General features: G+C 48.4%; 26 protein-coding genes. 6 read left to right on the plus strand and 20 right to left on the minus strand.

Going from position 1 to position 23481, the window contains the following annotated elements; genetic code table 11:
* Positions 1–90: 90 nt before the first annotated feature.
* The 4 genes from NC980_RS06930 to NC980_RS06945 form a co-directional block, all read right to left on the minus strand.
* Positions 91–1440 carry a 1-acyl-sn-glycerol-3-phosphate acyltransferase gene (locus tag NC980_RS06930; RefSeq protein WP_190378192.1) on the minus strand — a complete coding sequence of 450 codons (1350 nt, stop codon included), beginning with the start codon at positions 1438–1440 and terminating at the stop codon, positions 91–93.
* A 104-nt stretch (positions 1441–1544) separates the two neighbouring features.
* Positions 1545–2825, minus strand: coding sequence for a recombinase family protein (locus NC980_RS06935; RefSeq protein WP_190378193.1), 1281 nt, complete (start codon positions 2823–2825; stop codon positions 1545–1547).
* A gap of 8 nt (positions 2826–2833) precedes the next feature.
* The gene (locus NC980_RS06940; protein WP_190378432.1) at positions 2834–3196 is read right to left on the minus strand and encodes a VOC family protein; all 363 of its coding nucleotides are present in this window, start codon (positions 3194–3196) and stop codon (positions 2834–2836) included.
* Positions 3196–3654 (minus strand): hypothetical protein, encoded by a 459-nt coding sequence (locus NC980_RS06945; protein WP_190378194.1) that lies wholly within the window; start codon positions 3652–3654, stop codon positions 3196–3198. The genes NC980_RS06940 and NC980_RS06945 overlap by 1 nt, the downstream gene beginning before the upstream one ends.
* Before the next feature lie 284 nt (positions 3655–3938).
* On the opposite strand from NC980_RS06945, the gene NC980_RS06950 reads away from it, so the two are divergent.
* Together NC980_RS06950 and NC980_RS06955 are read left to right on the plus strand one after the other, a co-directional pair.
* Positions 3939–5102: a sigma-70 family RNA polymerase sigma factor gene (locus NC980_RS06950; protein ID WP_190378195.1), complete on the plus strand. Its 1164-nt coding sequence runs from the start codon at positions 3939–3941 to the stop codon at positions 5100–5102.
* Between the two features lie 28 nt (positions 5103–5130).
* Positions 5131–6210: a DUF1822 family protein gene (locus NC980_RS06955; RefSeq protein WP_190378196.1), complete on the plus strand. Its 1080-nt coding sequence runs from the start codon at positions 5131–5133 to the stop codon at positions 6208–6210.
* 173 nt (positions 6211–6383) lie between these two features.
* Here NC980_RS06955 and NC980_RS06960 read toward each other — a convergent pair whose 3' ends face one another.
* The 3 genes from NC980_RS06960 to aroC form a co-directional block, all read right to left on the minus strand.
* Entirely contained in the window at positions 6384–6749 is a 366-nt protein-coding gene (locus tag NC980_RS06960; protein WP_190378197.1) for a hypothetical protein, read from the minus strand.
* 136 nt (positions 6750–6885) lie between these two features.
* Positions 6886–8166 (minus strand): cytosine permease, encoded by a 1281-nt coding sequence (codB, locus tag NC980_RS06965; protein WP_190378198.1) that lies wholly within the window; start codon positions 8164–8166, stop codon positions 6886–6888.
* A gap of 105 nt (positions 8167–8271) precedes the next feature.
* Positions 8272–9351, minus strand: coding sequence for a chorismate synthase (aroC, locus tag NC980_RS06970; protein ID WP_190378199.1), 1080 nt, complete (start codon positions 9349–9351; stop codon positions 8272–8274).
* A 144-nt stretch (positions 9352–9495) separates the two neighbouring features.
* On the opposite strand from aroC, the gene NC980_RS06975 reads away from it, so the two are divergent.
* A complete protein-coding gene (locus NC980_RS06975) occupies positions 9496–10032 on the plus strand; it encodes an alpha/beta hydrolase (RefSeq protein WP_190378200.1) in 537 nt (178 codons plus the stop codon).
* A 56-nt stretch (positions 10033–10088) separates the two neighbouring features.
* Here the strand turns inward: NC980_RS06975 and NC980_RS06980 are convergent, their stop codons facing one another.
* The 8 genes from NC980_RS06980 to NC980_RS07015 all read right to left on the minus strand — a co-directional run bounded on the left by NC980_RS06980 (position 10089) and on the right by NC980_RS07015 (position 16169).
* Positions 10089–10289, minus strand: a complete 201-nt coding sequence (locus NC980_RS06980; protein WP_190378201.1) for a hypothetical protein — start codon at positions 10287–10289, stop codon at positions 10089–10091.
* A gap of 250 nt (positions 10290–10539) precedes the next feature.
* Positions 10540–10902, minus strand: coding sequence for a hypothetical protein (locus NC980_RS06985; protein WP_190378452.1), 363 nt, complete (start codon positions 10900–10902; stop codon positions 10540–10542).
* Positions 10903–11015: 113 nt separating this feature from the next.
* On the minus strand, positions 11016–11699 hold the full coding sequence (locus tag NC980_RS06990; protein WP_190378202.1) for a hypothetical protein: 684 nt from the start codon (positions 11697–11699) through the stop codon (positions 11016–11018).
* A gap of 307 nt (positions 11700–12006) precedes the next feature.
* Positions 12007–12876 (minus strand): SDR family oxidoreductase, encoded by an 870-nt coding sequence (locus tag NC980_RS06995; RefSeq protein ID WP_190378203.1) that lies wholly within the window; start codon positions 12874–12876, stop codon positions 12007–12009.
* 68 nt (positions 12877–12944) lie between these two features.
* Positions 12945–13301, minus strand: coding sequence for a hypothetical protein (locus tag NC980_RS07000; protein ID WP_190378204.1), 357 nt, complete (start codon positions 13299–13301; stop codon positions 12945–12947).
* Positions 13302–13429: 128 nt separating this feature from the next.
* Positions 13430–13954 (minus strand): DUF2231 domain-containing protein, encoded by a 525-nt coding sequence (locus NC980_RS07005; RefSeq protein ID WP_190378205.1) that lies wholly within the window; start codon positions 13952–13954, stop codon positions 13430–13432.
* Between the two features lie 29 nt (positions 13955–13983).
* A complete protein-coding gene (locus tag NC980_RS07010; protein ID WP_190378206.1) occupies positions 13984–14721 on the minus strand; it encodes a DUF2993 domain-containing protein in 738 nt (245 codons plus the stop codon).
* 98 nt (positions 14722–14819) lie between these two features.
* Positions 14820–16169 carry an ATP-binding protein gene (locus tag NC980_RS07015; protein WP_190378207.1) on the minus strand — a complete coding sequence of 450 codons (1350 nt, stop codon included), beginning with the start codon at positions 16167–16169 and terminating at the stop codon, positions 14820–14822.
* A gap of 265 nt (positions 16170–16434) precedes the next feature.
* Between NC980_RS07015 and NC980_RS07020 the strand changes: the two genes are divergently transcribed.
* Entirely contained in the window at positions 16435–16659 is a 225-nt protein-coding gene (locus NC980_RS07020) for a hypothetical protein (protein ID WP_190378208.1), read from the plus strand.
* Here the strand turns inward: NC980_RS07020 and NC980_RS07025 are convergent.
* Positions 16656–16877: a ferredoxin-thioredoxin reductase variable chain gene (locus tag NC980_RS07025; RefSeq protein WP_190378433.1), complete on the minus strand. Its 222-nt coding sequence runs from the start codon at positions 16875–16877 to the stop codon at positions 16656–16658. The genes NC980_RS07020 and NC980_RS07025 overlap by 4 nt on opposite strands.
* Positions 16878–16977: 100 nt before the next feature.
* Positions 16978–18849, minus strand: a complete 1872-nt coding sequence (locus tag NC980_RS07030; RefSeq protein ID WP_190378209.1) for a protein phosphatase 2C domain-containing protein — start codon at positions 18847–18849, stop codon at positions 16978–16980.
* Between the two features lie 14 nt (positions 18850–18863).
* Between NC980_RS07030 and NC980_RS07035 the strand changes: the two genes are divergently transcribed.
* Together NC980_RS07035 and NC980_RS07040 are read left to right on the plus strand one after the other, a co-directional pair.
* Positions 18864–19433, plus strand: coding sequence for an NfeD family protein (locus NC980_RS07035; protein ID WP_242027093.1), 570 nt, complete (start codon positions 18864–18866; stop codon positions 19431–19433).
* A gap of 11 nt (positions 19434–19444) precedes the next feature.
* The gene (locus NC980_RS07040) at positions 19445–20389 is read left to right on the plus strand and encodes an SPFH domain-containing protein (RefSeq protein ID WP_190378210.1); all 945 of its coding nucleotides are present in this window, start codon (positions 19445–19447) and stop codon (positions 20387–20389) included.
* Between the two features lie 362 nt (positions 20390–20751).
* On the opposite strand, the gene NC980_RS07045 is transcribed toward NC980_RS07040, so the two are convergent.
* The 3 genes from NC980_RS07045 to thrS form a co-directional block, all read right to left on the minus strand.
* Positions 20752–21000 (minus strand): DUF4926 domain-containing protein, encoded by a 249-nt coding sequence (locus NC980_RS07045; protein WP_190378211.1) that lies wholly within the window; start codon positions 20998–21000, stop codon positions 20752–20754.
* Between the two features lie 18 nt (positions 21001–21018).
* Positions 21019–21351, minus strand: a complete 333-nt coding sequence (locus NC980_RS07050; RefSeq protein ID WP_190378212.1) for a DUF6883 domain-containing protein — start codon at positions 21349–21351, stop codon at positions 21019–21021.
* A gap of 280 nt (positions 21352–21631) precedes the next feature.
* Entirely contained in the window at positions 21632–23446 is a 1815-nt protein-coding gene (gene thrS / locus NC980_RS07055) for a threonine--tRNA ligase (RefSeq protein WP_190378213.1), read from the minus strand.
* Between the last annotated feature and the right edge of the window lie 35 nt (positions 23447–23481).

A 23481-nucleotide genomic window follows, 5' to 3' on the forward strand; every position in this document is an offset into this window, starting at 1 on the left:
TCAAAAATCAATTTGGTATGAACTGCGATCGTGTCGCTCCTACGATCGCAGAGCAAAAAAACACCGAGTAAGTTTCTTTGCTCTGGTTGATCACAGGATCATTTTTTCCATTGCAATTTGCAAATCTTGAGTTAAATCAGCAACCGTTTGTTTAGCTGCACGACGACTGCTTTGATAAACAGCAGCCCGATCGCTAACTGAAATCGGATCGCCAATAGTCATTAAAACCGATTGTTTCCCTAACCTGGGTCGCTTAAACGCATTGCCGCCTTTAATCCGCGTAATCATATCCCACAACAGCAGCGTGGTTTCGGCAAAGCGATCGAGCGACGGTTTTTCCAGCACATACTTTCCGGTCACAGCAACAAAACTTTCAACCAGTCGCATATGCCAAATTCTTAAGCTCGCTTCTTCAGCAACGCGATCAGCAAGTCCGCGATCGACCGGAGGAATTTCGCCCAGTTTGAGATCTTCGCGGAAGATGAGATCCCAAGCTGCCTGCTCTAGCCGACGACAGCGATCGATCACATTGCCTTTTGTTTGCAAGTTAAAATACTGTTCTGCCACCGTCAAAGCGGCATCGAGTAGAATCTCAAGCCGGAGTGCCAGTCTTGCATTCGGTTCAGCGTTTTCAACAGAGGGTAAATCCTGGTGATAAAACCTTCTGTAGAATGATTCCATGACCGTTAGCATATGTTCTGAAATCGCGTACAATCTCGCATAACGATCTGAGGTACTCGGCTTAATTCCTGTATCTGCTTCTAGCGATTTCAAAAGCTGATCTACAGGTTTCCAATCTTGTTTCACATAGTGGTATTGAATTCCAATTGGAACAATCACAACTTGTTCTGAGCGATCGGCTTTCTGCAAGTCCTCGACGCACCAAAAAGCCATTTGCGCGATACCGGGTTCGAGCGGGCTAACAATCTCGTTATGTCCGTTGGTTGCGCCTTCTGGGGCTGCCATTAGCGGGAATTGTCCATTCGTTAAAAGATCGCGCGCGGACTTTAATCCGACACGATCGAGCTTGCCCCGATGAATAGGAGTGCCGCCGAGTTTAGAGTACATCCAGCCGATGTGAGCACCCGCCCACAAAGGAATGCCGCGATCGTACATAAAGTGGGCGTGAGTGGGAGATTGGAGCCGAATTCCTGTTTGGCGTGCCGTTCGCGGTAAAAGATAGTGAACCAGATACATCAAGCAAAACGGATCGTCTGCACTGGGATGCCGAAACGCCAGCAATAGCCGGATCTTTCCAGCTTGGAATTGCTGATACAGTTCTGCAAGCTGTTCGACGTTCACCGCATCGATTTTGGCGATCGAGGTTTTGCGACGCATCCACATTGGCAGGATTGATCGTGCCACGCGCAGAATGTTGAGATCGAGGTCAGGTGGAATGAATTCTAAAGGTGGTTGGACGAACTGACGCGGGTGCGGCACGATCGGAAGCTCCTACAAAAACAAGATATAAACACAAGCGATGCTTGTATCTTAGAGGCGGTTTTTTCAGTTGATCACACTCGCGTTACAGATTGAAAAGCGGCTCAAAAAATGAAATTCAACTTCAATTTCCATCCGGTTTCAGTGCGGATCAATTCGATTTGACGAATGAATTCGCGGAAGTAAAAGCGGCGTTCTGCTTCGGATAGATCCAGCCAAAATTGCGGAATCGAAACCGTTTGCGCGATCGCCTTCAAATTCACAGGCGGTAGCTGAGACACTTTATTTTGTAGTTCCGCAATCTCGCTCCGAAGTTTGTACGATCGCAGTTCTGCGGTTTCCGCATCTAGAATTCCGGTTTCAGTCAATGATGGGATCTGATTTAAGATGGCTTGCTTTTGCCCGATCGCGCCTTGAATGTTCGATTTGATTGCATCAATATCTAGAGTCCCCATTTCTGAAACTGCGCGGGGTAAGTCTTCACAAATCTGATCGATCGTGCATTGCAAAATTTCTTCGTAAGCAATTCCTTTACATTGTTTAGGGCATTGCATCGGACGTAGATATAAGTATTCTTTTTTGCCTTTTTTGCGCGATGTCACTCGCGTTACGGTCATGCCAGATTGACAATCGCCACAGGTGACAAGCCCCGCCAGCGATCGAGGAGCGCTGGCAGTTCGAGCAGGCAATCGGCGGTTGCGGCGGAGTAAGCGATCGATTTGGGCAGCTTCGTCGCGTGACAAAATCGCAGGATGCGTATCAGGAATCGTTTCACCCGTTTGGTATTCTAAATCGCCTCGATAAACTGAATTGGTGAGCCAACGCTGTCCAGTAGAGACGGAAATTTTCTTAGCGTATTTCTTTTCTAAAAATCGAACTGCACCCCGTAAGGAGCCATACAGCAAGAAATGATCAAAGAATTCTTTAACCACAGGAGCAGTAGCGCGATCGAGAATATATCGGTTGCGACTGCGCCGATATCCGTAGGGGGCTTTTCCGGGTGGCGCAAGGGTTTTGATGCGGTTACGGGCATGACCTTGGCGGATTCTTCGGCTTTTCTGATTGTGCTGTAGCTCCTGTAATTGTTGTAATGTCGCCGCTGATAACTCGTCTGATTCAACAGAAATCACTTCAACGTTAAGAGATTCGAGTTGAGTTAACCGATCGCGAATCTCTGCAATCGAACTTCCCAAATCTTCAAGTCGTCGAATGAGTAATTGCGCTGTTTCAGTTTCACAATCGCGAAGCAGTTGATTGAATTGAGCGCGATCGACCGTCTCACCCGCAAAATCTTGATAGATCTGATCAATCTTCTGTTCCCACAGCGTTGTATTTGGCGTTTCTTCCAGTAGAGGATCACTGTAGAGATAGGCAATCACTTTCATGTTAGAGATTATGCTTCTCCCAGTTCAACAATATTGTGATCAGGATCTTTGACAAACAATGCAGCCCGACCCGATGCGCTCATTTGAAATTCGCAATGATGGGCAATTAACTGCTGTTTCGCGGCTTCCAAATTTGCCACCGAGAATGCTAAGTGCCGATTTCTTCCCCACTTTTCAGCATTCAAAACTTCCGTCGCCCGACTCGAATCTGCAATCAGATGGATCTGAAACGATCCAATTTCGTACCAAGCCCCCGGAAACTTCAAGACGCGCTCAACCTTTTGCAACCCCAACACCGTGCCATAGAAATGCTCGGATTTCTCTAAGTCAGAAACAACGATCGCAGCGTGTAGAAATTGCGTCAATTGAATCATTGCGCTCGGTTGAAGTAAGGGGGTTTATTATACGGATTATAGGGCGCGGGTTCCGATTTAGCAGACGGTTGCTCTGCTGTCTTAAAAATGTTGACAAATAGAATATTGCGAGCGCGATCGACACAGCCAATAATGTCAGGATTTCTTGTGCCTGTCGGCAACTGAAAATAATTTGAGCGACCCGGCTGCGGAAAATCATAGCGGTTGCTCGTTCCTCCCGGACGCGGAAAATCAAAGCCATCTCCGGGTAAGGCTCCAGCGCGGCGAATCTCCGAGCCACAAAGGTTGGAATGGTCTCCCGCTTTTCTCACCCGAATCACAATTTGGCTGTCGGTTGAGGATTGGCTGAATTGTTCAATTAACAAATTCTGAGGAATGCCATATTCCTGTGCTTTAACAGCAGCGGGAATCAGCGCCGCAGTCGTGATCAGTAGAACCATTAGTTTACGTTTCATAACGAAATCCTTTTAGAAATTGAATGAAGCGGATTAAGGCGATCGATCTGAGTTAAAAGATCTAGTAATCGTGGATTTTCGCTGCGATTGGGTCGGCTTTTTGTCCCCTAAATCCCCCACGAGTGAGGGACTAAGAGAAGAGGAATTCCCCCGACTTGAAGAGACCTTCTAATCTTCAAAGTTCCCCAGAATGGGGGATTTAGGGGGCTAACCCGAATCCACAAACGCAGCGATCGCTCTCACATCGGTTCAGTAGGAATTACTTCAGCGAGTTATGCAGGCTTATGCGATCGCGTCACGAAACTTTAGAAACGTTTTCCACTTTTTTGCAGTTTGAAGGCGATCGAGCTACCACTTGGGCGATCGATGCTCGGTTGCGACGCAGTATGCAAAAACGGATGGAGACAGCCTCCGGATCGTCAGAGTTTTGGGCATTGTATTGGTACAAATTCTGGCGGGAATCCTGTGATCGCGTGTCGATCGACCATCTCACCGCATATCTACAAGAAACCTGCTACTGGTCAGCGCACAAAATGTTGCTGAGCTTTGCAGCGGTGCAATACACGCTACCGGACTGCTTTCAAGTTGCGATCGTCAAAGTTGAGAAAATCTTACAGAACTTTAATCCACAACACGGATTTAATCTGCAAAACTATGCCAGCGCGATTTTCTCAAGCACAATCCGAGACACGCTGCGCCAACGTCAAGAAATTGATATTTGCACAAACTGGGCATTACTGAGAAAAGTCAGTCAAAAACGCTTAATCGAGTCACTTGAGAATGCAGGATTATCATCAGGAGTGATCGCATCCTACATCCTCGCGTGGAACTGTTTCAAAACACTCTATACTCCACCCCAAAACGCTTCTACACGCAAACTCCCGCGCCCAGATGAGCGAACCTGGAGCGCGATCGCTCATCTGTACAACAAAGAGCGCGAATCTCTCCCGGAAGCCTCATCTCCAGCGATCGAGAAATGGCTTGTCGCTTGTGCAAACTCAGCCCGAAACTATCTCAACCCCTCGGTCGTTTCCATCAACACGCCCAAACCTGGATACGATTCCGGTGAATTGCTAGACGATGTGCCCGAAAGTCCGCGAGAATCTTTGATTTCTGATCTAATCGCTGAAGAAGAACTAGAAGAACGGCAAGACCAACGATCGCAAATTAACCAAGTCCTCGAAACTGCGATCGCCGAACTTGATGCAGAGCTGCGATCGATCTTGCACCTCTACTACGCAGAACGCTGCACCCAGCAGCAAATGGCAACCCGCCTCAATATCAAGCAATACACGATTTCTCGTCGGCTTACCAAAGCCAAAGAACTCCTACTAAAATCCCTTGCCGCTTGGAGCCAAACCACGCTGCATATTTCCCTCACCCCTGCCCTACTTCAAACCATGAGCGCAGTTCTCGAAGACTGGCTGCAATCCCACTACACTCCCTAAGCGCAATCCCTAACAATCCCTAAAATGTATGTCCTTCGATCTTTTTCTCGACACCGATCCCGTCCAACTCCAGCAGCCCAACTGGACTGCTTATCTCAATCAGCTTTCTCTCACAGCGCTGCTTCCTTGGTTTGAGGCAGAATCATCAAATGTGCGGCTCTCACTCAACACCAGCGCCCGCCAAAGCATCTGGGCATTCGTCACCGGAACGGCTTTCACCGTTAACGGCTTTCGATTCGTCGTGATTCCAACTGAAGCGATCGACCACGACGAACTCCGCATTCCCCAAGAGTGGATCGATTTACCCGCTTGGGCAGGCGACTATTACCTCGCGGCACAGGTTGAACCCGACGAAGGACGAGTCAGCATTTGGGGCTACGCCACCCATCACACGATCAAAACTCAGGGCAGATTCGAGGGGAGCGATCGCACCTACAGCCTCACCGCCGATCAACTCAGCAATCCCGAAATTCTCTGGCTCACTTCCGAGCTATGCGCCCCGGTTCTTCGAGCCGAAGTCGCGCCATTACCTGCGATGTCGATCGAGCATGCGAATAATTTGATCGATCGCGTGAGCAATCCCGATATTCTCATGCCGCGCCTAGCGATTCCGTTCCCATTGTGGGGTGCATTAATGGAGCATGGCGGCTGGCGACAACGGTTGCATCAATCTCGTCAGGGTCTAGCAATTCAGCCCTCGATTCTAGAATGGCTGCAAACCGGAATAACGAACCTTTTCGGATGGGAGCGGGTTGAACTTCAGCCAAGCTACGCTGCCGCCCGCAGCACAGAGCTTGAGACTCCCAGACTGGCTCTATCTCGCTTGCTAGAAATTGCCGGACAATTCTATGAATTGCGCATGATGCCACAGCCTGACGAGTCGTGGCGGTTTGAGCTGAGCAATACGCTACCGGGCGGAATGATTCCGGGCGGATTTAAGCTGCGCTTGTTAACCGAGGATTTACAGCCCTTTGAAGGCAATGAGGCGATCGCACCAACAGCAGTAGAATCCTTGTCGATCAACGTTGCCTTAGAACCCGGAGAAGGTATTGTCTGGGAAACCGAACCAATCGCAGCCCAGTACGATCGAGAAATTCTCCAGTTTTAACACGGCTGCCATGCATTCTCAGCGAGGTGAGGCTGACGCTCAAGCCCTACAAACGACCTAGATACTCGATCGTGCGCGAGGCGATACCGTTTTCAGCAAATCACAGCCCACGAACCTGAGAATACTACCTAACCTAGAAGGATAGATTAGTCGGTTCTCGGTTCTCGGCTGTTCTAACTGTCCTCATCACGATTTGCGGGTTGCGGACGTTGGAAAAAATTCGCCACCGTTTTCAGTGTCACAGGTTCGCGCTCTCGACGGCGTTTGCGATGATTTAAAGCAGAATTGGGACGCTGGCGTTTGCGCGATCGCGTCTGTTGCTCGACACCTTCATCTGATCGGCGCTTGCGGGGTTCAATGTTCTCGTCTTTTGTCAACCACCAATCGACAATAAACCCGCTTGCCAGCCCCCCAAACGCGCCTAATAAGATGCTAAATAATGCAGGGTAGCCAAGCCCGTAAAAGCTAATCAGGAACAATAGCCAAATCTGAAGCCCAACGGCAAAGCCTTTAGAAACTGGTTCTCCTTTCGCAGCCACAATGGTTCATCCCTAAAACGCTTCTTGAGAATACAGCGAATTTAGCCTGATCGTGCTTCGCTGGCTGCTTTTATTATGGCGAGTTTCAGCGAACCTGCTGCAAGGACGATCGCTCTTAACGATCGTCCGCCTCAATCTAAGCTCGAAGTGAACTCGGCAAAACCCGGCTCAGAATCACATACAGCACTGCTGCCGAAACCACTCCGTTAATTGGCGCAATCCCAAACCCTGTTGCACTGGAGAAATGGGCAATCGCAGCCGCGACCCCATACGCAATCACACCTGCCCAATTAAACGCAGGGAGCGGTGATTCGAGCGATGGGAAGCTTCCCTTACGGTAAAACCAGTAATCCGCCATGATAATGCCTCCCACTGGAGGAATCACCGTTCCTAGAAAGAGCAGAAACGGAATCATCTGTCCGTAGATTCCACCTAGCGCAAGAATCAATGCGAAGGTTGCCCCCCCCAACACAAAAGCAGTTCGCTTTGAAGTACGGAAAAAGTTACTGCCGGCGATCGAAAACGCATAGATTGTGTTGTCCTGAGTTGTCCAGACGTTCAGGATCAGTAGAATTAATCCACCCAGCAGCAATCCTTGTTTTGCCATCGCTTCGATCAAATCATTGGTACCGTACACCAAGGTACAGAATGCACCCGCGAAGATGAGCAAGCCATTGATCAACATAAACGCAGACAAGGTACTCCAAACGGCATTCTTGGTTGAATCTGCGTAGCGGCTCCAGTTTGTTGCCTGAGTTCCACCAGAGATAAAGGTTGCAATCACAACGGCGATCGCTTCTGTAAAGCCAATCGACTGAGTTGGAACTAAAGCAAACAGATTGCCCGCGTCTCGAAACCCGATCGACAGACTTAAGGCAATCAGAACGAGCATGGCGGGGACGGCTAATCGGCTTAACCAGTCCATTGCCGTATACCCCAAATAAGCTGTCACACAGAACGCATAGGTGAAAAACGCGATCGCAAACCACTCTAGCGATTCTGGCAGATTCAGCAACTTTAACAACGCATCTGCAATAAACGCATTCGTCACCGCATACCAACCGATTTGGGTAAAGCCCAAAATAAAATCGACCCAGCGCGACCCGATCGCCCCGAAGCTAAATCGCGCCATCAGCACGGTACTCAACCCGCTTTTTGCCGCGATATAGGCGAGTGCAGCACAGTATGACCCTAATGCCACGTTCCCGATGACCATCACCCAGAGCATATCCGCAAAGCGTAGCGATGATCCGAGTTTGCCCCCTGCAAGCAGCGTCGTCGAAGTCAGCGCAAACCCCATTAATAAGGGAGCCAACGACCAGATCGGTTTACGATCGGACAGGGGCACGGCAGACAATGGATAGTCCTGATTCGCCTGTGAGCGATCAGGAATTTGTGATTCACCAATAAGACTCATACGAGAATTCGCCTAGTAAAGATTCCCGATATTCTGCAATACTTAGGCAAATCTTAGGGTATTAGACGTTACCGCAAAACGTTGCGGTAGAAAGCAGGCTTTCCGCTAACCACACTGCCCGCGCTGTCTTAAAAAGTGATCGCATAGCACGAGGGCAACCATCGCTTCAACCATCGGAACCGCACGCGGCAACACACAGGGGTCGTGTCTACCTTTCGCTGCTAACGTTACGGCTTCCCCGGTATTGGTCACGGTCTTCTGTTCCTTGCGGATAGTTGCGGTCGGTTTGAATGCTACACGAATGACGATATTTTCTCCGTTTGAGATTCCGCCTTGTACTCCGCCCGATCGATTCGTCACGGTGCGAATTTTGCCTGCTTCATCGGTGTAGAACTCGTCATTGTGTTCGCTTCCGGTCATCAGCGTTCCGGCAAATCCCGAACCAATCTCAAATCCCTTCGTCGCGGGCAGAGACATCACTGCTTTTGCTAAGTCTGCCTCTAGCTTGTCAAACACAGGCTCACCCAATCCCATCGGAACGCTACGCGCTACGCATTCAACCACGCCGCCGATCGAATCTCCCTGCCCCCCGACTTGCTGAATCAGATCAATCATTCGTTCTGCACAGTCTTGATCTGGACAGCGCACAATGTTGCTTTCAACTTGCTCTAGTGTGACCAAGTTGGGATCGATCGCAGCTTCGAGATCTTTAATCCGCTTAACGTACCCGACAATTTCAATGCCGGATTGCTGAAGCACTTTCTTAGCGATCGCGCCTGCTGCAACTCGTCCGATCGTTTCTCGCGCCGACGATCGCCCACCGCCTGCCACCGCTCGAATGCCATACTTCGCATCGTAAGTTGCGTCGGCATGAGAGGGACGATACTTCACTGCCATATCGCTATAGTCTTGCGATCGCTGGTCTTTGTTGCGTACCAGAATCGCGATCGGCGTGCCCAGCGTTTTGCCATCTACGATGCCTGAGAGAATTTCACACTGATCGGCTTCATTTCGCGGCGTAGTAATTTTGCTTTGACCGGGACGACGGCGATCGAGTTCGACTTGAATTTCTTCTGCAGATAGCTCGATCAACGGTGGGCATCCATCGATTACGACACCGACACCGCCGCCGTGTGATTCCCCAAAGGTGCTAATGCGAAATAAATGTCCAAACGTACTGCCCATGTTGATCTATTGGTTGATCCATTAATTGCTTAAGGTTTCGATCGTACCGGAAAACAGCCTATCGCAAGATAGATTCTTTGGGGTTGTGCATCTTTGAGGCTTTAGCGTCGTCTGTAATAGAAAGAGTCTAATGCGTTATTTGTGATGTCTTACTTAAAAAAATCAATTGCATCATGTCTAGGAATCGGAATTGCGCTTTTGGTCGCGAGTTCTCCAGCGATCGCGGCAAAGCGAGTTGTGCTCAAATACAAAATTCTGCGCGAGTCAGTTTCGGTTGAAGAACTGGCTCAGTTTGCTAGAACCGGCGAGGCTTCTAGGGATTTGAAAACTTATCTTCGGCTCTCGCGTCAGAATCCTCAAGCGGTTCAACAAACCTTGACTCGACCGATCAAGGTCAACCTAGTTTTGCTCGATCGCGTTCTCAATAGCCCAATTGGAAATGGGGTTCTCGATCAATTGGGGCAGGGAATTCAGACCTCAAAAGGTGGAGCTGAACGCCAAGCGCTACGGGCTGCTTTAGTGCTGTCTGCTAGCGGAGACGGAGCGATTTCAATTATTGAAATTCTGCAAAACTATCCAACAGAAGACGTGGTTCTCGATGGTGATCGGATTGAAGGAACATATCGACAGTTGAACGAGTTCGCCGATCGCTTACGTCCGCTAGAACGGATTCTGCGCTAAAAACAAAGCAGTCGATCTACAACTGGATCGACTGCTTTAACCGAGATAAAAGCCTGTTAATACGCTAAGGTCTCAAGCGTTTCGCGCAAATATTGATGTACCAGCGCATCTAAATCGATCTCCTGGAAGCTGCGATCGAGCTGCCACCGCTGGAACCCCGAACTTTCCGCGATCGCAAGCTTGAGACTTTCCCACATTTGAGAATCGCTGAGGCGAGCTGGGTCGGTCGGATTTGCCGAAAAGGGAGAATTTGTCATGAGATACCTTAGTGTGAGAGAGCAAGCAGACCGTTCAGGCTGAGAGCAGAAGCAATAGTCTAACAAAGTCTGCCTTGTACTTCAGCATAGCTTAGTTATTTGTAGTGTCTGTGTTACGGAAAACATTTTGATACTGATCGTAGTTTCGCTGACTCAAAGAAACATACAAGAAAAGGAACATACAAGAAAGGTGGCGCAAACTTTGAGTCACGCCACCTGCTAACCTTCACCTACAAACCTTAAATCGCGCTTATGCAGAGACCATCTCTCGCAATTCTGCCTCTAGAGCGCATAATAGCTTCTGATCGCCGCGCTCTTTTGCCGCCTGCATTCGACGGGTTACGTTGCGCTGAATCGTGATGCGGTGAGCATCGCTTACCGAGGGCGATCGCCGCACAAGACTCAACCGCCGGGATTTCGTCGGAGCTTGCAGGGGTTGTACTGTACTGCGGGTTCGCGGTGCTTCCGACCAGTCTGCATGAGGAATATTCATCTCAGCGATCGTCTGACAAGTCCAGCCTTTGGGAGTGCGGCGATCTTGCATTTCTGCTTCGGTGACTTCGATGCTCGGAGCAGAATATTGATAAGATTGAGCAAAACGGGAGTGGCGCATAAGAAAACTCAGGATTTTATCTAACTGACTTGCTCTAAACCGGATGAGCAACTTAAATATATTCTGTATCTTATGCGACAGTCTGGAAATAGAAAATACTCCTTAAGAAACATTCAAAAATCTGACTCCTGCGATTGGAGGCTCTTTAAGTGGGCGCAGACATCGCCAGAATCCCACTGAAGTTCTGCCAGCAGCAGCGTACTGATGCCCGTAATTAATCCCGTCGCGAGAAACTGCCACTCGCTCACGATCGGCAAGACAGTCAGCCCTGCCAGATTTAATAAGCCAATAAAAGCGAAAGCACGCGACTGCATTTTTGCGCCGGTGTAAAGATAGCCCACGCCATCGATCACAAGCCAGAGTGGGCATAGATTCAGCAGAATATAGCCCCAGCCCAAAAAAACTCCTAAATCTGTCAGCACCACTCCAAGCACCATCAGAAACACCCAAGCGTTGATGACATCGTTGAGCGGTTTAATCGTGCGCCAGTGCCGGGAAAGCCTGAGCATTGCGATCGTGCCTAAGATCGTCAACCCTGTCCACAGCACTGCTTGCAGTTGCCAATCCACCATCCAAAACTGAGCGATCGAGAAAATCAAAGTCGAGATTATTCCCCATAAGAGACAGGCTTGGTCGATGCGGGTGTAAAACGTGGATAAAACGGTTTTGTCGCCTAATTGCCAGTGAACCCGCCACAGTCCTGGTAGATCTTCGATTTCAAACGCCGATCGTTTTCTTCTCAGCAAGGGTGAGGTGAAGCTGAACCATTCCGGCTCAAGTAGAATTCTCCAGTTCATTTCTTAACAAAAGTTATTATTTTTCTAAGGATACTGCGATCGCACCATAGAAGCTACTCCTCGATGCGAACAGTAAAAAATTGATGTTAATTAAAAAGTTCAAACAAAAGGATCAGTTAATAGTTAATTTATAAAATGCTTTTTATTAAAGCTGTAGCAATAGTTTCAATTCGGCGCAATCAATACTTGGGAGACATTTTTTGCAACACTAGTTAGACCTTTAGAGATATAGCTATAAAAAAGTAATCAGCAACAAGTAGATGACTTATTACCAATTACTTTTTACGATCGTCTATTTGGAGGTGTGTCATCCGTTGACGACTTTACCGCCGTTCGGGTGCAGGATTTGACCCGACATGTAGCTCGAATCATCTGATGCTAAAAAGACATAGCTCGGTGCCACTTCTTCCGGTTGTCCTGCCCGCTGCATCGGGACTTGCTGACCAAACGATTCGACCTTTTCCGGTGGGAAGGTAGACGGAATCAAGGGTGTCCAAATCGGGCCTGGCGCAACCCCGTTCACTCGAATTTCTTTCTCAACTAGCGATTGAGACAACGATCGCGTAAACGCCACGATCGCGCCCTTAGTCGAAGAGTAATCAAGCAGCGAGGGACTCCCCTGATATGCCGTTATAGAAGTTGTGTTGATGATTGCGCTTCCCGCTTTCAGGTGCGGCAGGGCTGCCTTTGTCATGAAAAACATGCTGAAAATATTGGTGCGGAAGGTGCGCTCTAACTGCTCTGCGGTAATATTTTCGATCGTCTCTTGCGGATGTTGCTCCGCCGCATTATTCACCAAAATATCAAGATGACCGAATTCCTCGATCGTCTTTTGTACCGCTTGTTGACAAACCGCTTCTTCACCAATGTCGCCCGGAAGCGCAATACAGCGACGACCCTCTTGTTCAACTAGGCGAACAGTTTCCTTGGCATCTTCATGTTCGTTCAGATAGGAAATTGCGACATCCGCGCCTTCTTTAGCAAAGAAGATCGCAACAGCGCGACCAATTCCACTATCCCCACCTGTAATCAATGCGACTTTATCAAGTAACTTGTCGCTGCCTTTGTATTTAGAGTCCTGGCTCCGAGGCAGTGGATTCATTTGGGACTCGCGCCCCGGTTGCTGGTCTTGCTGTTGAGCGGGCTGTGTTGGTTGCTTCTCTGAGGCTTGTACCATTGGATCCTCCTGTGATGTTGCACATTGGCGGCTTGGGCAATCCTGAGAGGATCACCCAATGTGAAGAACTACCGCCAAACCTGATTGCCGTTCTCGTCCAGACGAGCCATACGAATCATGTCAGAGATTTCCTCAGCATCTTTGACGTGGTGCAGCGCTTTCTTTTCACCTTCGGGCGTGTCAACCACGAAGTAGGTCGGAACGGTAATATGGTCGCCTGTAATGTCAGGGGCATCGACTGCAACTTGTTGTGCTTTTTCTTCGATCGACATCGATTCATCGATGCGATCGCCAGGATTTGCCGTCAAACCACCTTTTTCAAGCTCTTTTAACTGCGCTAATTTCTGTTTAGGATCGACTTCTTGAGGAGTCATCGGTTGATTAATTTCACCACTATTGTCAGCAGGTTTTGAATCGTTATTCATAAAGTAAAAAATTGAACTCTATCTGATATAAAAATAAAAAAAAGAGGCAGTAACTACCTCCTTCAAATGTATGAGTTAACTAATCGTCCAAAAGCGTGAAGTTCATTCGCATAAATCGGCTGAATTGATTAGGGTCTTCCTTTTGGTCCAACTCCAATGACTGCAACTTTGTGCCGATAAATTAACTCAGCGCCATACCATCCGGTAATGCCTAAAGTGGCTGCAACAAGCACTGAAATAATGATGCCAGTCGGCAAAATTGCGCCCGTTTGATTGCCCCAACGAAGCCACAAGTTTGCTGCCGATAATGCCAGTGCTGCAATATTGCCAACCATGTGCGCCCAGCCTGCACTGTGTTCGCGCACTCGTTGAATTCGCAGAAAATCACTCATGCCTGTTGCCGCAGCAACCAAACCTGAGATTAAGCCACCAATCAGGAGCCAGAAAGAAGCACGCGCCCAGAAAGCATCACTGGTCAGCCAGTAAGCGCCATCGGTGAGCAGCGTACTGGTTAACAGCGCGATCGGAAAGGTGACAATCAGCGGGTGCAGCGGGTGCTTGGCGACATGAACGGTACTGGGAACGCCACTATCGCGCAATTCTGCCTCATCCGATTCAATCAACAACGGAATATTTGGAGTGGTTCTAGACATGGTGTTCTCCTGTTAGAGTAATCTAGCTTCTAAGATGACGGAAACTGATGGACGATGGCTTCTGACTGAAGGATTAATTTTCCTTTCAATGCAGCCAATCGTTTAATCTGGAGCGACATGTCTCCGACCTCGAAGTTTTTTAGGTCAAGCAGTTCTTTCGCTTCATCCAGCATCGCTTCGGTAAAGGCAGGGGGTAATTCTTGATGGTCTAGATACTCGACATTTTCGAGTACCACTCGCTGCCCGTCCGAGCTAATTTTTGGAACAGCAGTAAATGCAACTGTTTTTCGTTCTTGTGAGTTTTGTAAAACTACTTCTGTACTCAGGCGAACTTTGCCGTCTCCGGGTAGCCCAAAGTTGATCTTTTCCGTATCAACAATTGCCGTTTCATCGTCAACTTGCACTTCTAAATTCAAGTCCTGCATCTTGCTACGAACAAAATCAGATCGAAATGCCCGGTTAATATCGGCTTCTGTTAAGGTGACGATCGCTTCTGCTTCGGTAGGATGCGTTAGCTCAATTTTTCCAAAGGCAAGGCTGAGTGGATTAACCGCAACTGACCCAGTATTAAACTCCATGCTCTCGATGCGGAGGTCTTGCTTCATCACCATTCCTTCGCCTGCGATCGCGACGGAATTGAGTGTGCCAGCGATGACTTTAAGGGGATCAATATCAATTTCAACGTTTAAGTTTTTAACTTCATCAAGCTGACTTTTTATTCCTACTTCTGCAACTTTACTAATCGCTTGATCATCTAAATCGGGCATGATTTGCTCCTAAGCCAGTCTAATCAGCATCACTTTAGACAATTCAAAAAGCTTCTAAATCTACACACTGACAGAGTAAAGCCGTAATCTCGCTCTCTCTAGGGGCGGGAGACGCGGGATGGCAGTTCGATCGTAAATGTAGAACCGAGTCCAAGTTTGCTCTGGACTGAGACTTCGCCCCCCATTAACTCGGTCAGCGCTTTGGTAATGGCAAGTCCTAACCCTGTGCCGCCATGCTGCCGCGTTGAAGTTTGATTGATTTGCCGAAATTCCTGAAAAATGGTTGCAAACTCAGAGTCTTCAATACCCATGCCAGTATCTTGAACCACAATCTGAATCCTGTCGTATTTTCCAGACTGAACTTGAACGCAAACCGATCCAGAATCCGTGAATTTAATTGCATTTGAGATTAGGTTCACGAGAATTTGTTTGACGCGGGCACGATCGTTAATCAAAACGGGATTGCTTGGAGCAAGATGGGTATGAATGGATAAGTTTTTTTGTGCCGCTAGCGAGTGCATTTCTTGAACGGTTTGTGTCACTAACTCATTCAAGTCAAAGGCTACTAGCTGAAGTTCAATTCGCTTTGTACGCAGATTAGAAAAATCTAAAATATCTTCAATTAAACTGAGTAAATGTCGTCCATTTTCAAAAATCCGCTCGATTAATTTCATTTGATGCGGCGGAATTTGGCGATGAAATTGCCGTAGTAGCAGGTCAGAAAATCCAAGAATCGCAGTTAAAGGGGTCCGCAATTCATGAGACATGGTTGCGATGAATTGCTCTTTCAATCGATCGGATTCGATCAGTTCTAGATTTTGTAACTGGATTTTTCTTAATTGCTCTTCAATTTGCTTACGATTTGTGATATCACGCAATAACCAGCGGAGCGCGATTGTTTCTCCGCGTTCTGTCTTGACGGCTACGATCGTTAATGCGGCTTCAAATCGTGTGCCATTGCGGGCGACAAACGGAATTTCCCACTCGCGTACTCGATCGATCGATTGCAGTTGCAGCAAAAGTGATTGAAAAACATTGCGATGTTCTTCTGCAATAAAATTAATTAAAACTTTCCCGACAATATACTTTTTCTCGATCTGTAATAGTTCACATGCAACGCGATTTGCTTCCTGAATTTTGCCGTGCTTGTCGGTAATCAAATATCCGTCTGGAGCAAAATCAAATAGCTCTTCATAACGCCGCTGCTCAGTTTCTAAGGCTTGTCTTGTCTCAGAAAGTTGTTGATTTTGTTCACAAATCTCTTCTTCGATGACTTTTAGCTCTTCTAAAGCTTCTGACAGCGCAGAAAGATACTCTGGAAATGAGGCATCTGATGTAGCCGAAGGTGTTTTATCAGCTGCTTGGTAAAGTTGGTTAAATTGCTGATCGACGGTTTCTAATTGTTGTATTAGTTTTTGTCGATCGCGGATATTTTTTGATTCATTCATAACTCTACGATCGAAGTCTTCTAAAAAAGATTTATCTAAATTCGCTGTTTAAAAATCAGAAGCAATCCGTCTGAATTGATCATAGGTGGGGTGTAATAGCCACTCAAGCTTACGAAATTTTAAGTTTGCGTTAGGCGAATTTGGCTGCCACTCCTAGATTGCATCATTACAAATCCTATAGATTCTTGACTCTATCGTGAGGACTGATCACGGAATGTTTAGTAAAATGCGCTAGATTGTCAGAATCTGTCCGCCGATTTGACTCATGCCGACTCACAATCATCGATGGTTTTTTCCCTCTGTCCACATCGAGCCAGAATTATTCGAGATTTACCGCTCAACGCATCAGTTTTATCAAGAGGTGCAGTCGCGTGAAGCGCACGATCGCTACTGTGAATGGTATGCTGCGGCATCAGAACAACATCGCCGCGAACTTGAAAAAATGCGCGGCGATGTCAATGTATTCGGTTGGTTTCGGCGCAGAAGTTAGATCGCTTCAAGTTCAAACTCTTGCAGATGAGCGCGGAATTTTCCTTCAAATTTCACTAAATACGGAAAATTTGCACTCACCGGACGACCTTGCCATTCTTTTACGATCGCCATAATTTCGCCTTCTTGACCCTGAATGTCAAACGGCTGATTGCGGTGTTCTGGATGGTGATACACCACGACTGATTCTTTCACCCGAACACGATCGCCAATTTTCATCACCTTGAGTGTTCCTCTCTCCGCAAGATTCACCACAATTACTCGACCTAACCGCAGGATAGACAACTTTTTAATCTTTGCATAATGCGTGTCGATCGCTCTATCGTTTGAGCAAATCGTTATTGACGCGCTGACGCAATGATTCAAGCATCGGCTGAATTCGACTGGCTTCGCTCTTAACGCGCTGCTGCATTCCGATCGGATCGCGGTAGTACCAAGTTCCTAACGCTGCACCCCCACCCAACATCAAAACCAGTAAGGTTTTCAGCACAAATCGATTCTTGCGCTTCGGCTTCACGATTTCAGTCGGTGGAATCACGATCGGGGGTGGAATGTCCGGAGCTTCTGCGCTCGGTAACGGCATCGAAACGGGCACTCGGACTTCTGGCAAAGCGGCGGAAACTTGGCAATGAGTGAGAGCGATCGAAGCGTTATCGTGTCCGTTGCGCTGATTAGCAAAATCGAGCCAGGACTTGACGGCAGCTTCGATCGAGAACTTATCCACTAAAATCAGTTCTGCATAGTCTGACCAGGATTGCTCGACAAAGCCGTTATCGCTCATGCCATCCGAACACAGCAGCAGCATTCCGTCTTCTTCGAGAATAAAGCGCCGCACACTTGGATGCAGGTGATGTCCGGCACGGGTTCCCATTGCCTGAGTCAGTGCGCCGGAATCCGGACGTTTTAGCGCTTCTCGATACAGCGATCGACCCATCCGAACTTCCCGCACCGCGACATCATCATCAACAGTGAGCTGATGACAGTATTCCGGCGTAATCCAGTAAGCGCGGCTATCTCCGACACTGACGATATAAAGTTCGTGAGCGTTATTCGCGATCGTTCCTCCCGGTAGCGTGACCCGCTGCGGGATTTGCAGCGCCATTACGAGCGTTGTGCCCATGCGCCGACGCGCTGCGCGATTCTGGGCATCATTTTGCGCGGCGATCAGATTGTTTACGACTCGGACGATCGCTGCCAACTGATCACCAATCAAATCCGGTGGCAAGGGTTCTGGCTGTCCCGCAATTTCCGAAAGCAGCGCTTTTACCTGCAATTGAATCGACTGTACGGCTAACTGACTGGCAACTTCTCCGCCCTCATGTCCGCCAATGCCATCACAAACGATCGTTAACCGTGCTGACAAGTCATCAAACGTCTGAGTTTTAGAAGTCATCGGGTAACAGGTGTCTTCGTTATACGGTTGACGACCGATATCCGTTGCACCGTACACCTGAGTTCTAAGTGGCAGTTGGGCAGCCTCTTCGAGTAGAAGCTGATTCAACCGTCTGGAAATGTCGCGATAATTAGCATCTACAGCTTGCATCAAGGCGCAAATCGCTTGTAGAGAGTCTGCGATCGCAGGTTTGGCATCCAAGAGCAACATCAGCCAACTTTCTGCCAGATTTGCCAGCGTCGGCTGATGGAACGATTCCTCGGTGTTGGCTTCATCTAGAACTAATTCTCTCAACCGAATTCGCCAGCCTTCAACCCGAATGTGATCTGGAGAAAGCAAACTAGAAGCGACTCCCAACTCTTGGAGCGGTGTCCACAGTTCCAAAATTTGCCACAGCCAGTAAATTTGTCGTGTAGGGCTGCCTTGATACCACGCTTCGGCGATCGAAGGCTGCAATTCCCCAGTTTCGGCAATCGGAACATTTTCCAGCAGTAAAATCTCGTCGCCCCCGTCGCGGCAGACTCCATACACCTCCGGAATGTGCAGGCGATACGGATACAGCAGCAGATAGTTTTGTGCCAATTCTGACGCGAGGAGCGGCACTTGCGGATCGCTTTCCGGTTGCGTATCTAGCCAAATTTGGGAAGTCTTGACCTCGTAGCGATCGCCGATCGTCGTTCCATTTTTTTTGCGCTGTGCAGCCGTTCCCACTGCCCAGACGTAATGAAACCCTTGAGGCTGAGCGCGACTCACGGCAAGGGTGGAAGGACGATCAAAGAGTTTGCCAGTTAGGTTCATAGTGCCAGGCTAGGATGAAGGGGCGAATCGCAACGCATCTTACCGCCAACTGTGCCGAAATGATCAACAGATTGCCGGAATGTTGCATTCACGGTTTGAAGTTTGTATTAAAGCATGACTTTCCAGTACGCGATCGCTGCACGTTGGATTGGGATGAAAAACGGTCTGAAATTATGACTCCTACGATGGTTTGGCTGATTGTCGGTGCGGGACTCTGTTTGGTTGAATTCGTTCTGCCGACTGCGTTTATTGCCTTTGTGTTGGGTTTGAGTGCTTTACTAGTTGGGATCGTCGCTCACCTCTTGCCGCTTGGGGCACAAGTGGTGCTATGGGTGATTTTGTCGATCGTATTGATGTGGGTGTCTCGTCGGTTTGTCAATCGTCGCGCCTCGTTTAAGCTCGATGCTACCGAAGCCGAAACCCTCACGGCAATTCCCCCCGGAGAAGTCGGGCGCGTTCGGTATGAAGGGAATTCTTGGGCGGCAAAGTGTGAAGGCTCGCTGATTGAGATTCCCGCAGGTCGGCGCGTTTACGTCGTGGGACGCAAGGGAACAACTTTGATAGTGATGCCAGAAGAATTTTAAGGAGAGGTTTTATGTGGGGTTGGTTTATTGCACTTGTGGTTGGCGGTGGAGCGATTTCAAGCGTCAAAATTATTCAGCAGGGAAACGAGGTGCTGATTGAGCGATTGGGGAGCTACGATCGCAAACTTTCTCCGGGTCTGAGTTTTGTGATTCCGGGACTCGATCGCGTTGCCTTTCAAGAAACGATTCGGGAAAAAGTGCTCGATATTCCGCCACAAGGCTGTATCACTCGCGATAACGTTTCGATCACGGTGGATGCTGTCGTGTACTGGCGCATTGTCGATATGGAGAAAGCCTATTACAAGGTGCAAAATCTACAATCGGCAATGGTGAATCTGGTTCTAACGCAAATTCGCGCTGAAATGGGACAGTTAGAACTCGATGAAACGTTTACGGCTCGATCGCAGATTAACGAGATTCTGCTGCGTGAACTCGATACGGCAACTGATCCTTGGGGTGTAAAAGTGACTCGTGTCGAACTGCGTGACATCGTTCCGTCGAAAGCGGTTCAAGAATCGATGGAACTGCAAATGTCCGCAGAACGCCGCAAACGGGCTGCAATTCTCACATCTGAAGGGGAACGAGAATCGGCGGTGAACTCGGCACGCGGTAAAGCAGAGGCTCAGGTGCTAGACGCTGAAGCACGTCAGAAAGCGGCGATTTTGGCGGCTGAGGCGGAGCAAAAAGCGATCGTCCTCAAAGCCCAAGCGGAACGTCAGCAAGCCGTCCTGAAGGCTCAAGCGACCGCAGAAGCGATTCAAATTGTGACGCAAGCGCTGAATGGTGATCCGCGTGCGGCGGAAGCAGGTAAAGTGCTGCTCGCGATGAGTTATCTGGATATGGGTACGACGGTCGGTAAGAGCGATAGCAGCAAGGTGATGTTTATGGACCCGCGCAGCATTCCGGCGACGTTGCAAGGAATGTTGTCGATGGTGGATGAAAACGGGAAGGGTTAATTACCTTCTGGTAGAGAAGACCTTGCTTCGTTTGAGGTTGATGTCCTGATAGAACAGCAATAAACTGATCCCCTTAAATCTTAAATAGAGGAGAGGTTCGCCGTATATTACGGATTACAGCGGGATGGGCATGACTCATCCTGCTTTCTGTTGTCAGTTGACAGCTTCCAGGAGTTTTTCTGCATTTTGAGATTTTGAGCATTTTCCTGACGATGCTTAAGAATTCGAGGTTTTTGAGAGGCATAACGATGCCCATCACCTACTGAGCAGCAAGCTAACGGTTCAAATCAGCGGCGGCAGATAGCCTTGAATTCAGCACCAGTAACTTTTAACTGTCCGCTGCATTTAAATTGTTGTACCGCTCACGCTGTTATCATTTCAGCTTTTGCACTGGGTGGTACTGGCTCGAAGTGCAAAACCATGATTTGCTCTAGACGCAACCCTAAAGATTCGTATGTACGCCCATTGCGATCGCTGAATTCAACTTCAAATGCAGCACCCTCCACTAGTGTCTCAACAACTGTACCAACCTGCCCACGCCACAAATTGTATTGGGGAAGGTCAACGACCAGAGCGACAACATCTAGCAACTTAACTGTATTATTTATCATGCTTGTTACCTCCACCAATTACAGAGGATAGCAGGTCGTTAATTTGGGATTCTCTGAACCCTGCTCAATGATCCAACCACTGCGGAGAGTTGCACTTCTATTTTGCCATTCAATTGTGAAGTCTAGAGTGTAACGTTGCCCAAACTCATCTTGTCTTCCTAACTGGGCTTCCTGAACTTTGACGACCTCAAGCAGAATTTGACGCAACTCTTCAGCATCATCAGCCGTCATTTCAAGAATTGACGAAAAAAGTCGCGCTTTGTGCTTGCCATCGTCATGCTCTAAATTGAGGCAATAGTCGCGTAGCTTACGAATATCAACAATTGCATTCTCTGAGTTTGGAATGAGCATCTTAAAGCAGCACTATTTCATAAGTGACTTCATAAGTGTTTGCTGCACTTAAGCCTTTGCCATATAGCACTTGCTTCTGGTCTAGTCGCTATCCAGCCCAGTGGCAAAATGGACAATGGGTTCGTCACTTCATCCTGTTTCACAACAAGTTCACTAAAATCGAGGCTTAGTTCTGCTAGAGCCTCGACGAAGCTTGTGAGTTGTCTGGATTGATTAACAAGAGCGATCGATTACAGCGATCGCTCTTGTCCACTCAACACCTTTTCGCAATCAAGTGCCGCTAAAAGTTGCCATGCTCCGTATTCGCGGTTTTAAGTCGATCGACCACTTCCACGACAGGAAGCGCACCTAACTCACCCGAAGCACGAGTCCGAATACTCAAGGCATTCGCTTCGACCTCTTTGGCTCCAATCACCGCCATTACCGGAATTTTGTCTTTTTCAGCATTGCGGATCAGCTTACCGAGTCGATCGCCCGCCGGAGCCACTTCTGCCCGAATACCCGCTTGTTTCATTTGTTGGGCGACTTCAGTTGCAAACGATCGAAACTCATCGCTCACCGGCAACAATCGAATCTGCTCTGGAGCCAGCCACACTGGGAAATCTCCCGCATACTCTTCGATCAGAATTCCAATCAGTCGCTCCAATGATCCAAACGGCGCACGGTGAATCATCACGGGACGCTTACGGCTTCCGTCTTCTGCGACATATTCGAGGTCAAAGCGCTCTGGCAAGTTGTAATCGACTTGAACGGTTCCGAGTTGCCATTCGCGATCGAGCGCATCACTAAAGATAAAGTCGAGTTTCGGGCCATAAAACGCCGCTTCCCCAATACCCTCGAAGTAGTTCATGCCAAGCGTTTCAACCGCACGACGAATTGCACCCTCAGCTTTCTCCCACGCTTCATCTGAACCGATGTATTTATCAGAGTTTGGATCGCGGAAGCTGAGACGCGCTTTGAAGTTCTTCAGTTGCAGACTCTTGAACACCGAGAGAATCAGATCGACAACACTGAGGAACTCTGCATCGAGTTGTTCAGGAGTGACGAACAAGTGAGAATCATCCACCGTAAAGCCGCGCACTCTGGTTAATCCACCGAGTTCACCAGATTGCTCGTAGCGGTAGACGGTTCCAAACTCAGCCAAGCGCATCGGCAAATCGCGGTACGATCGCAGTTCACTTTTATAAATCTGGATGTGAAATGGACAGTTCATTGGCTTCATCACAAAGCCTTGCTCCTCAGTCCGGGCTTTGTCATCCTCTGCCATCATCGGGAACATATCCTCGCTGTATTTCTGCCAGTGTCCCGAAGTTTTGAACAGGTCAACTCTAGCAATGTGAGGCGTGACGACAGGTAGATAACCGCGCTTAGTTTGCTCCTGTTTGAGAAAGTCTTCCAGGGTCGATCGCAGCACGGTTCCTTTCGGTGTCCACATCGGTAAACCAGGCCCAACCAAATCCGAAAAGATAAACAGCCCTAATTCTTTTCCTAACTTGCGATGATCGCGCTTCATCGCTTCTTCTTTGCGGCGCTTGTATTCGGCTAACTGCTCTGGGGTTTCCCAAGCCGTACCGTAAATGCGCTGCAATTGGGCTTTGGTTTCATCGCCGCGCCAGTATGCCCCCGCAACCGATTCGAGATCGATCGCATCGGGGTTCAATTCTGCGGTACTGTCAACGTGTGGACCTGCACAGAGATCCCACCAGTGGTCGCCCAGATGATAGATCGTGATCGGCTCTTGTTTGATGTCGTCGAGAATTTCTAGTTTGTACGGCTCATTGATCGTTTGAATTCTGGCTTTTGCTTCTTCGCGGCTCACTTCCTCGCGGGTCACAGGCAAATTGCGACGAATAATTTTCGCCATCTCTTTTTTGATCGCCTTGAGATCCTTTTCGGTAAACGGTTCAGGGCTATCAAAATCGTAGTAAAACCCGTTTTCGATCCAAGGCCCGATCGTCACCTGCGCCTTCGGAAAAAGTTTTTGCACCGCCATCGCCATTACGTGCGAAGTCGTATGACGAATCTTCTGTAAGGCTTCGGATTCGCTAGTTTTAGGCAAGTAAATTTTTTCCGACTGAGAAGAAGCGTCTGACATAGAACGAGTAAATGGATGAATGCCTCATCTATCTT

Origin of the sequence: Leptolyngbya sp. AS-A5, from assembly GCF_039962495.1 — a bacterium.
Classification (GTDB): Bacteria; Cyanobacteriota; Cyanobacteriia; order Leptolyngbyales; family Leptolyngbyaceae; genus Leptolyngbya.